Here is an 11741-nt window from a genome sequence, read left to right on the forward strand (position 1 = left end):
GATTGGTTGGGTTAAGAAGAAATCCCTGACGATATTTAATACTTTAAAGTCGTCAGGGATTTATATATTGCAGTTTGTATTATTTCTGCCTTACATACTCAAGAGTATATCCATAATTGGAACTTAACACTAAAGAATCCGGCGTTAGCTTATCAATCTTCAGTGTATCCACACCTTCAATCTCTATTCCATTACCGATACTTTTTACTGTCAGATAAAGCTGGTCACCTTGTTGTTCCCATTCTTTGTATATCAAAGTGTGCATATTAATGGAAGATGCTTCTCCATTCTCTTCCAGTTTGATTCCTTGCACTTCTCCAGGTTGTCCGTTAATGGGCATTACCCAAGAACCTACCACTGTGACAGGAGTTTTTGTTCCACCGCCACAAGCGGCAAATATGACTGCCATGACAGCCATGCTGAAAATTTGTTTTTTCATGATGTCTTTTATTTTATAGTGTAACGTTGAGATGTACTAATTGTTTGCGGGGATAAAGTTAAACGAAATATATTGTTTTGCCAGATATTATTTCATCTTTTTATTCTGTTAGCTAGTAGGATGCCATTCACAAGTTGGAGGCATATCAACTATATACCAACTCCGTACCAAGTCCGTATCTGCTCCGTAGTATCTCCGTACTCTATAGATACGGACCTGATACGGAGTTGATACGGACTTGGTACGGAGTTAGCACGGAGCAACTACGAGTAACACTATTGTTTTACAGGCTTTTAGAACTTATGGAAAATATTTTTTTTCTAAAAAAACTTCATATTTCTTTGTTTATTACAAAATAGTTTCTACCTTTGCACTCGCTTTTAAGAAATAAGGCACTCGGGGTGTAGCGCAGTCCGGTTAGCGCACCTGCTTTGGGAGCAGGGGGTCGTGGGTTCGAATCCCGCTACCCCGACTAAAAAAAGGTTTAACTTGATAGTTAAACCTTTTTTTAGTATAAAGGAATTTGCTTCCTATACTAGCATTTGCTATCAAACTACATTTTTAAATAAAAATCTTTTGTTAGTGCAATATATTCCGGTGTAAATTGATGGTGTTCCACTTCAATACATAAAGTCTCTTCTATACACTCTTGTTCTTCGTGGCTGAATGAAATAAGTACTCTTCGGCTTGGTTTACCCGGTTTGGTGAAGACATGAAGACGGCGCGAAGGGTACAACATGTATTTCCAGGCTGTGTCAATTACCAACTTTTCTGCTTCGGTAGGAATGATGATACATACCCTCCCTTGCTTTTCAAGGAGATGTGTCGAGCGTCGAAAAAGTAACTCATAATTTAGTTCACAGGTATGACGTGCCATATTGCGTTGCTTGTCAGGGCAGTTCAATGCATCAACAAAATATGGTGGATTAGAAACTATCAGATTATATTTACTTTCGGTCTGAAATAGACTGAAATCGTTACAGATAACTTGTATTCGTTTTATCCACGGAGAACGGGCTACATTCATCTTAGCCTGAGCTGCCGCAGCTTCATCTATTTCTATAGCCGTGATTTGCGACAATGGATATCGCTGTGCTAACATTATCGCTATCAATCCAGTGCCAGTTCCTATATCGAGGATTTTTTGCGAGCTTTCTGTCTCTGCCCAGGCACCTAGCAGCACTCCATCTGTACCTACTTTCATGGCACATTTATCGTGCCATATAGTAAATTGTTTAAACTGAAAATAAGGATTTGGCATAGATTGTAGTTGTTAATAGAGAGCAAAAATAGACAAAGTCGGGAATATTACGACAAATTTGGCACCGTTTTTGTCTTTTTATAGAAAAGGTGCTTTATATTAATGAAGAATAGATTAACTTTGCAGGCGCTTTGTAAGCCCTGTCAGTATGACATAAACTTAAAAAGAACGAAATGAAGAAAAGACTTTACCTAAAAGATACGGAAGCGGGAGAAGAAGGAAATACTTTTTCAGTGATTGCTGATTTTGAGGGGAATGAAGAACAGTTGATGGATGTTGAAGTGAATGAGATACTTCCGATATTACCTTTGCGGAATATGGTTTTATTTCCAGGTGTATTTATGCCGGTATCTGTCGGGAGAAAGACTTCCATGAAATTAGTGCGTGAAGCTGAAAAAAAAGGTGCATATATCGGAGTGGTTTGCCAGAAGGTAGCAGAAACGGAGATGCCTTTGTTGGAAGATTTGCATACTATTGGTACAGTAGGTAAGATTATCCGTATCCTGGAAATGCCTGATCAGACTACCACTATTATTCTGCAAGGCGTCAAACGTATGGAGTTGGAAGAAATTGTAGATACGACTCCTTATTTGAAAGGGCGCGTAAAAGCATTGGGAGAAGATATTCCTGATAAAAATGATAAGGAATTCCATGCATTGGTGGAAGCTTGCAAGGATCTGACTATAAGATATATCAAATCATCTGATATGTTTCCGCAGGATTCTGCATTTGCCATCAAAAATATTACGAATCCTATGTTCCTGGTGGATTTTATCTGCACGAACCTTCCGCTGAAAAAAGATGAGAAGATTGAGTTGCTGCGTATTGATGCATTGCGGGCACGTACTTATCGTTTGTTGGAGATACTGAATCGGGAAGTGCAACTTGCCGAAATCAAGGAGTCCATACAGATGCGTGCACGGGAAGATATTGACCAGCAACAACGTGAATACTTCCTGCAACAGCAGATTAAGACCATTCAAGATGAATTGGGTGGTGGTGGCCAGGAACAGGAGATAGAAGAATTGCGCCGTAAAGCAATCACTACTAAGTGGAGTGCGGAAGTAAGAGACGCTTTCATGAAAGAGGTGGATAAACTGGAACGTACACATCCACAATCTCCTGATTATAGTGTGCAACTCAATTATCTGCAAACAATGCTAAGTTTGCCGTGGGGAATATACACTACAGATAATCTGAACTTAGTCAATGCTGAGAAGACTCTGAATAAAGATCATTATGGCTTGGAGAAGGTGAAAGAACGTATTCTGGAGCACTTGGCTGTATTGAAGTTGAAAGGTGATATGAAGTCGCCTATTATCTGTTTGTATGGCCCTCCGGGAGTGGGTAAAACCTCTTTGGGGCGTTCTATCGCTGCTGCCCTCAAACGGAAATATATCCGTATGTCATTGGGTGGCGTGCATGATGAAGCAGAGATACGTGGACATCGTAAGACGTACATCGGTGCTATGCCGGGACGTGTTATCAAGAGTCTGATTAAGGCTGGCTCATCCAATCCGGTGTTTATCCTGGATGAAATAGATAAGGTGAGTTCAGATCGTCAGGGAGATCCTTCTTCTGCTTTGCTTGAGGTGCTTGATCCGGAACAGAATACAACATTCCATGATAATTTCCTGGATGTAGATTACGATTTATCTAAAGTAATGTTCATTGCCACTGCAAATAATCTGAATACTATCCCAGGACCGTTGCTCGATCGTATGGAGTTGATTGAGGTAAGTGGTTATATCACTGAAGAGAAGATTGAAATAGCTCGTCGCCATCTGGTTCCGAAGGAACTGGAAGCCAATGGTATGAAGAAGAATGATATCAAAATACCAAAGAATACGCTGGAGGCTATTATCGAGTCGTATACCCGTGAAAGTGGTGTACGCGAATTAGAGAAGAAGATAGGTAAAATACTTCGTAAATCGGCACGCCAGTATGCTACGGATGGTTACTTTGCCAAACAGGAAATCAAACCGGGAGATTTGTATGAGTTCCTCGGAGCACCTGAGTATACCCGTGATAAATATCAGGGCAATGAATACGCTGGTGTAGTGACCGGGTTAGCATGGACCGCCGTGGGGGGAGAAATCCTGTTTGTAGAAACCAGTTTGAGCCGCGGAAAAGGTGGACGTCTGACGTTGACCGGAAATCTGGGTGATGTCATGAAAGAGTCTGCAATGCTGGCTTTGGAATATATCAAGGCACACGCTTCTTTGCTGAATCTGGATGAAGATATTTTTGATAATTGGAATATCCACGTACATGTGCCGGAAGGTGCGATTCCTAAGGACGGCCCCTCGGCAGGTATCACCATGGCCACTTCTCTCGCCTCTGCCCTCACCCAGCGTAAAGTGAAGGCAAATCTTGCTATGACAGGAGAAATAACACTTCGTGGTAAGGTACTTCCCGTGGGTGGTATTAAGGAGAAGATTCTGGCTGCGAAACGTGCCGGCATCAAGAATATTATTCTAAGTGAAGAGAACCGTAAGAATATTGACGAGATACAGGAAATATACCTCAAAGGGTTGACTTTCCATTACGTGAAAGATGTGAAAGAGGTGTTTGCCATTGCGCTGACCAATGAGAAGGTTGCCGATGCCATCGACTTGTCCGTAAAGAAAGAAAAGAAAGCAGAATGACATTCGACTTACAATATACAGACAGTAAAAGTAATGCGCGTGCAGGATTGATAACTACCGATCACGGGCAGATAGAAACTCCTATCTTTATGCCGGTAGGTACCGTAGGAACGGTGAAAGGTGTGCACGTAACCGAACTGAAAGAAGATATTAAGGCGCAAATCATATTAGGGAATACCTATCATCTATATCTGCGTCCGGGATTGGACGTATTGGAAAAAGCCGGAGGACTGCATAAGTTCAACGGCTTTGACCGTCCTATGCTGACAGATAGTGGCGGATTTCAGGTGTTCTCATTATCAGGTATCCGTAAACTACGTGAGGAGGGTGCAGAATTCCGTTCACATATCGACGGTAGTAAACATATCTTCACTCCAGAAAAGGTAATGGATATCGAACGTACGATTGGTGCAGATATCATGATGGCGTTTGACGAATGTCCTCCGGGAGATTCGGATTATGCGTATGCCAAAAAGTCATTAGGACTAACACATCGTTGGTTGGACCGTTGCATTCAGCGTTTCAATGAAACGGAACCGAAGTATGGATACCAGCAGTCTCTCTTTCCTATTGTTCAAGGATGTGTATATCCTGATCTTCGTAAGCAGTCGGCAGAATTCATAGCCTCGAAGGGTGCGGATGGCAATGCCATCGGTGGTCTGGCAGTAGGTGAACCTGTGGATAAAATGTATGAGATGATTGAGTTGGTGAATGAAATTTTACCGAAAGATAAGCCACGGTATCTGATGGGTGTAGGTACACCGGTCAATATTTTGGAAGGTATCGAGCGCGGTGTAGACATGTTCGATTGTGTAATGCCAACCCGAAACGGACGCAATGGCATGTTGTTCACCAAAGATGGTATCATCAATATGCGCAATAAGAAATGGGAAACAGACTTCTCACCCATTGAAGCAGATGGAGCTTCTGCGGTAGATACCTTATATAGTAAGGCGTATCTGCGTCATCTGTTCCATGCACAGGAGTTACTGGCTATGCAAATTGCATCTATTCATAATTTAGCATTTTATCTGTGGCTGGTGGGTGAAGCTCGCAAGCACATCATTGCCGGTGATTTCTCCACATGGAAACCGATGATGGTGAAACGCGTATCGACAAGGTTATGAAAAAACTGAACTGGAACATGAAAGGTATAAAGATGCCGGATAACTGGAAATGGTTGAAGCGGCTCGACTTCTACATTATTAAGAAGTTCCTTGGAACTTATGTGTTTGCCATTGCATTGATTATCTCCATTGCAGTGGTATTCGACTTTAATGAGAAGATGGACAGATTTATGTCACACGAAGCTCCCTGGAAAGCCATAATCTTCGATTATTATCTGAATTTCATTCCTTACTTTGCAAACCTGTTCAGTCCGTTGTTTGTGTTTATTGCGGTTATTTTCTTTACCTCAAAACTGGCTGAGAACTCCGAGATTATTGCGATGTTCTCTACCGGAATGAGTTTTAAGAGGATGCTTCGTCCCTACATGGTGTCAGCAGCTATAATTGCAATAGTAACATTCTTTTTGGGCTCTTATATCATACCCCAAGGTAGTGTGACGCGTATTAACTTTGAAGATAAATATTATAAGCAGCGCAAATCGAATACAGCTCGTAACATTCAGTTGGAAGTAGATTCGGGCGTCATTGCTTATATTGAACGCTTCGAAGATTATAGCAAGACGGGATATCGCTTTTCACTGGATAAATTTAAAGACAAGCAGTTGGTTTCTCATCTTACGGCACGATCTATCACTTATGATACAGCCTCCGTCCATAAATGGATTATAAAGGATTACATGATACGTGAAATGGATGGTATGAAAGAGAATATTGTTAAGGGAGATCGTATTGATAGTACTCTTTTTATGGAACCTGCCGATTTTCTTATTATGAAAAATCAACAGGAAATGATGACCAGTCCACAATTAAGCGAATATATTAGCCGGCAGCGGCAGCGCGGCTTTGCTAATATCAAAGAGTTCGAAATTGAATATCACAAACGCATTGCCATGTCGTTTGCATCATTTATCCTCACCTTGATAGGTGTTTCTCTTTCTTCGAAAAAGACTAAAGGGGGAATGGGATTACACTTGGGGATAGGTTTGGCATTGAGCTTTTCATATATTTTGTTCCAGACGATTGCTTCCACTTTTGCAGTGAATGGTAATGTACCTCCGGTAATTGCTGTATGGATACCGAATATACTCTATGCGTTCATTGCATTTTATCTGTATCAGAAAGCACCGAAATAGAGTAACAACTCAAATTAATAAAAATAAGAAGCCCCTCCCGCTCCTTGTGTTACCACAAGTGCAGGAGGGGCTTTTTTGTTGTATCCATTTCCTCTTTTGTCTTTGCTTCCTTTGACTTTAACGATGCTTTTTTCATCACATAAGTTTTAGAAGCAACCCCACTTTCGTCTTACAGGTTCTTTAAATCTTTCATGGCAATGTGCAGTGAAAGCTTAATTCAAGTAAGCTGAAAGTTCTGCAGCAGAGATGTTTTTGGCTATAATTACACCATTATCATCCAGTAAATAGTTAGTAAATCCCCGGCCTAAACGGTACTTTTTAAAGATGCCGGACGACTCGCCTTTAGTTTCCACGAAACAGGTGGGCGTAACTATTTGGTCCTTACGAATAGTTTCCTCGAAGATAGATTGATATTCATCGAATGACACGGAAACCATTTCCACATTATTGTTTGGAGAAGTTGAGTGAAGCGCATTGCTCAAACTTGCGTTTTGCATCCGGGATTGCGCATCATAACTTGCCCAGAAACTGAGTAACACATATTTTCCCTTCATCTTGGAGAGATTTTGAATAGGTTGTTGCTCAGTCGACATAGTTTTGATTTTAAAATCAGGGGCTATGTCACCCACATTTAAACCTCCGGTAGGTTTGTCTTTTTCTACGAAAGAAGTCAAGGAACTAATTAGTAATACAACAAAAATCCATTTTACATGCTTCATGTAAGGCGGTTTTGGTTAATACTGGTTGATTTATAGATGTTTGTCAGACGGTAAAAACAACGTCTTAGCTAACAAATATACAATCAACGTTTACTAAGATTATAGAACCACTCGTTCTAAATCGGCGACAAAGGTATAACTTTATTATTGAAAATCAAGTAAACGGTTGACTTTTTCATGTTATATAACATGTTTTACACCTCTGGATACCTCTCTGCACAGGTACGAAAGAAGAGGCATCCCCTATGTATCGGCATAGACTGAATGAAATACTTGCCTTACCAAATACATATTTCTATGTTAATTGATGTATATAGCAGGAATTTTATCTACTTTTGCACCGTGTTACTCATTAATTTAGATAAACAATTTTATATGCAACCGTTGAGCACAGAACTTATTCTTATCCGCGTTACGGGCGAAGATCGTCCGGGATTAACTGCATCCGTTACAGAAATTTTAGCTAAATACGACGCTACTATTCTTGACATTGGTCAGGCGGACATTCATAATACACTGTCATTGGGTATCTTATGCAAGACAGAGGAACAACATTCAGGATTCATCATGAAAGAACTGCTTTTCAAGGCATCTTCTTTGGGAGTGACGATTCGCTTCTATCCTATTTCGGTGAAAGAATATGAAGACTGGGTTAACATGCAGGGAAAAAATCGCTATATCCTTACTTTACTGGGACGTAAGCTGTCTGCCCGCCAGATCTCCGCAGTCACCCGTATCCTTGCCGAACAAGGGATGAATATTGATGCTATCAAACGTCTGACGGGACGTATCCCGTTGGATGAATGTGATTTACGTACACGTGCGTGTATCGAATTCTCCGTCCGTGGAACTCCGAAGGATCGCATTGCCATGCAAGAGCAACTGATGAAACTGGCGAGCGAACTTGAAATGGACTTCTCTTTTCAACTCGATAATATGTATCGTCGTATGCGCCGTCTGATATGTTTCGATATGGACTCCACACTGATTGAGACGGAAGTAATTGACGAACTGGCCATACGTGCCGGTGTGGGAGATGAAGTAAAAGCCATCACCGAACGGGCCATGCGTGGAGAAATAGATTTTACCGAAAGTTTCCGCGAACGCGTAGCCTTACTGAAAGGACTGGATGAATCTGTAATGCAGGATATAGCGGAACATCTGCCTATAACAGAAGGTGTAGACCGGTTGATGTATGTGTTGAAAAAGTACGGCTATAAGATTGCCATTCTTTCCGGTGGTTTCACCTATTTCGGACAATACTTGCAACAAAAATATGGTATTGACTACGTATATGCCAATGAACTGGAAATTGTGGATGGTAAGTTGACCGGACGTTATCTGGGAGATGTTGTAGACGGCAAGCGGAAAGCTGAACTGTTGCGTCTGATTGCGCAGGTAGAAAAAGTGGATATTGCTCAAACTATTGCCGTGGGTGATGGAGCCAATGATCTTCCGATGCTGGGTGTTGCCGGTTTGGGTATCGCTTTCCATGCTAAACCAAAAGTGGTTGCCAATGCCAAACAGTCCATCAATACAATCGGGCTCGATGGAGTGCTCTATTTCTTAGGCTTCAAGGACTCATATATCGATTTGCCGAAATGAGCTGAACTATTCCGCAAATATATTTGTTTCATATAATGACATCTATATTTGCGGAACCTCTTAAATATTAATACTATGAAGAGAATAAGGAACCTTTTTTATCTCTCTTTGTTTTTGACTGCCCCTGGCCTTCAAGCCGTTGCACAAGAAAAACTTCACGTTAGCCTCCCTGACTCTATAACGACTGTTGGATATGCCACAGGCCTTCGCAAGAACCTTTCAGGACTTGTAGAAAGAATTACCGAGAACCAGATGAATAAAGACCAGATAACCAATCCGCTGGATGCTATCCGCGGACGGGTACCGGGTTTGACTATTCTGAAAGGTTCCAACGGACCTGCAGCATTGGATGCTGTCCGCTTGCGTGGTACCACTTCATTGACTACCGGAAATGATCCGTTAATTATTGTAGACGGTGTTTTTGGTGATTTGAGTATGCTTATGTCTATCTATCCGGCGGATATTGAAAGTTTTGTTATCTTGAAAGATGCTTCGGAAACAGCGCAATATGGTTCGCGCGGAGCATCGGGTGTTATTGAAATTACCACTAAAAAAGGTGTTAGTGGGCGTACAAGTGTGAACTATAATGGTAGCTTCGGTATTGCTTCAAGCTATAAAACAGTAAGAATGCTCAATGGAGATGAATTCCGGGCAGTAGCTAAAGAACGTGGCGTTTCTATTCTTGATTTGGGAAACAATACCGATTTCCAGAAGGAAATAGAACAAACAGGGCTGCAACATAATCATCACATAGCCTTCTCCGGTGGAACAAACACCTCCAATTATCGTGTTTCACTTGCTTTGATGAATCGTGAAGGAGTAATTGTCAATGAAAAGTTGCAGAACTTCACATCGAATATGAATATGACGCAGTACGTATTCGATAATTTTTTGAAATGTGATCTCGGAATGTTTGGTTCCATACAGAAAGAGCGTAACCTGGTAAATTTACATAAAGTGTTTTATTCGGCTGCTGCATTTAATCCCACTTTCCCTGATCATAAAAATCCGGAAACCGGAAGTTGGGATGGAAGTGTTCTTGCCAGCCAGCTATCTCATCCGCTGGCATGGATGGATGTGAATGATAAAGACGCTACTTCGCACATTAGTACACATGCACGGTTGACATTTAATTTGTCTGAAGCATGGAAACTGGCACTGTTTGGTTCCTACACCTATAATGTGATTGAAAATTCACAGTATCTGCCGGTTGCGGTCTGGGCGCAAGGGCAGGCATACAAAGGAACTAAGAAAATGGAATCGTTACTTGGGAACCTGATGTTGTCTTATAAGAAAGAATGGCGGAAGCATTTCTTTGATGTTTTAGGTTTGGCGGAAGTACAAAAAGACCAATATTCGGGATTCTATACCACAGTTACTAATTTCAGCAGTGATGGTCTGGGCTATAACAATCTTCAGGGAGGTGCTCTCCGTCCGTGGGAAGGAACTAATTCTTATTATGAAGATCCTCGCCTGGCCTCCTTCATGGGACGTGTGAACTATACATATGATGATCGTTATATACTGACAGTGAATGCCCGTGGAGATGCCTCTTCCAAGTTTGGCAGTAATCATAAATGGGGGTTCTTTCCGGCTGTATCTGTTGCATGGGTAGTCAGCAAGGAGAAGTTTATGGAGAAATTGCCTTTCATTGACAATCTGAAAGTCCGCGCAGGCTATGGTTTGGCAGGTAACCAAAATGGAATTGATTCGTACACTTCGCTGAATCTTATACGCCCGAACGGAGTTGCTCCGGTAGGTTCATCGCCTGTGGTCACAATGGACCAATTGAAGAATATGAATCCGGACTTAAAATGGGAAGTGAAACAGACCTTCAATGCCGGTATAGAAATGGCTTTGCTGGGTAACCGGTTGTTACTGACTGCCAACTATTATAATTCCAAGACGAAAGATATGCTCTATCTCTATAATGTGAGTGTACCGCCTTTCACTTACAACACTTTGCTGGCAAACATTGGTTCCATGCGTAATTATGGAACAGAGCTATCCATTGGTGTAACTCCATTGAAAACCAAAGATATGGAATTGAATATCAATGCTAACCTGACTTTTCAACAAAACAAATTGCTTTCCCTCGATGGCAACTATCAAGGTGAGCATATTTCAGCAACAGAATACAAGAGCCTTGCCGGATTGGATGGTGCCGGATTTCATGGCGGATATAATCATATCGTTTACCAGATTGTAGGTCAGCCGTTGGGAGTATTTTATCTTCCGCATTGCACAGGATTAGTATCTGATGGTAACGGAGGCTATACTTATCAGATTGCTGATTTGAATGGTGGTGGTGTTAGCCTGGAAGATGGTGAAGACCGGTACATAGCAGGTCAGGCAGTTCCAAAGACAATTCTTGGCTCTAACATCAGTTTTCGTTATAAAGATTTCGATGTATCGTTACAGATAAACGGTGCATTCGGACATAAGGTCTATAATGGTACTTCGCTTACTTATATGAATATGAATAGTTTCCCCGACTATAATATGATGAAGAAAGCGCCTACACGGAATATAAAGGATCAGACAGCTACAGATTATTGGTTGGAAAATGGTGATTATGTGAACTTCGACTATATCACAGTGGGCTGGAATGTTCCATTGAAAAATACCCGTTATCTGCAATCGCTTCGCTTGTCACTGACGGTCAATAATCTGGCTACTATTTCCGGTTATTCCGGATTGACACCCATGATAAACAGTTCATCGGTGAATTCTACTTTAGGTATAGATGATAAACGCAATTATCCTTTATACCGCACATATACCATCGGATTAAGTGTAAACTTCTAAA

The 11741-nt window shown here is 41.4% G+C and carries 8 protein-coding genes and 1 tRNA gene; 6 read left to right on the top strand and 3 right to left on the bottom strand.

Going from position 1 to position 11741, the window contains the following annotated elements:
- Positions 1-79 precede the first annotated feature (79 nt).
- Positions 80-439, bottom strand: a complete 360-nt coding sequence (locus K6V21_RS19160) for a lipocalin family protein (RefSeq protein ID WP_022210405.1) — start codon at positions 437-439, stop codon at positions 80-82.
- Between the two features lie 397 nt (positions 440-836).
- Here K6V21_RS19160 and K6V21_RS19165 point away from each other — a divergent pair.
- Positions 837-911, top strand: a tRNA-Pro gene (locus K6V21_RS19165).
- A gap of 81 nt (positions 912-992) precedes the next feature.
- On the opposite strand, the gene K6V21_RS19170 is transcribed toward K6V21_RS19165, so the two are convergent.
- The gene (locus K6V21_RS19170) at positions 993-1700 is read right to left on the bottom strand and encodes a tRNA1(Val) (adenine(37)-N6)-methyltransferase (protein WP_217714041.1); all 708 of its coding nucleotides are present in this window, start codon (positions 1698-1700) and stop codon (positions 993-995) included.
- A gap of 173 nt (positions 1701-1873) precedes the next feature.
- Between K6V21_RS19170 and lon the strand changes: the two genes are divergently transcribed.
- The 3 genes from lon to K6V21_RS19185 are packed head-to-tail and all read left to right on the top strand — an operon-like array spanning position 1874 to position 6608.
- Positions 1874-4348 carry an endopeptidase La gene (gene lon, locus K6V21_RS19175; RefSeq protein WP_224319562.1) on the top strand — a complete coding sequence of 825 codons (2475 nt, stop codon included), beginning with the start codon at positions 1874-1876 and terminating at the stop codon, positions 4346-4348.
- Entirely contained in the window at positions 4345-5475 is a 1131-nt protein-coding gene (tgt, locus tag K6V21_RS19180; RefSeq protein ID WP_217714039.1) for a tRNA guanosine(34) transglycosylase Tgt, read from the top strand. The genes lon and tgt overlap by 4 nt, the downstream gene beginning before the upstream one ends.
- A complete protein-coding gene (locus K6V21_RS19185; RefSeq protein WP_081593094.1) occupies positions 5472-6608 on the top strand; it encodes an LptF/LptG family permease in 1137 nt (378 codons plus the stop codon). Before tgt ends, K6V21_RS19185 begins: the two co-directional genes overlap by 4 nt.
- A gap of 212 nt (positions 6609-6820) precedes the next feature.
- Here K6V21_RS19185 and K6V21_RS19190 read toward each other — a convergent pair whose 3' ends face one another.
- Positions 6821-7327, bottom strand: coding sequence for a thioredoxin-like domain-containing protein (locus tag K6V21_RS19190; protein WP_007218515.1), 507 nt, complete (start codon positions 7325-7327; stop codon positions 6821-6823).
- 375 nt (positions 7328-7702) lie between these two features.
- Between K6V21_RS19190 and serB the strand changes: the two genes are divergently transcribed.
- Both serB and K6V21_RS19200 read left to right on the top strand, forming a co-directional pair.
- Positions 7703-8932, top strand: coding sequence for a phosphoserine phosphatase SerB (gene serB / locus K6V21_RS19195; protein WP_029328676.1), 1230 nt, complete (start codon positions 7703-7705; stop codon positions 8930-8932).
- 75 nt (positions 8933-9007) lie between these two features.
- Positions 9008-11740: a SusC/RagA family TonB-linked outer membrane protein gene (locus K6V21_RS19200; RefSeq protein WP_224319563.1), complete on the top strand. Its 2733-nt coding sequence runs from the start codon at positions 9008-9010 to the stop codon at positions 11738-11740.
- Position 11741: the final 1 nt, after the last annotated feature.

Origin of the sequence: Bacteroides cellulosilyticus, from assembly GCF_020091405.1 — a bacterium.
Classification (GTDB): Bacteria; Bacteroidota; Bacteroidia; order Bacteroidales; family Bacteroidaceae; genus Bacteroides.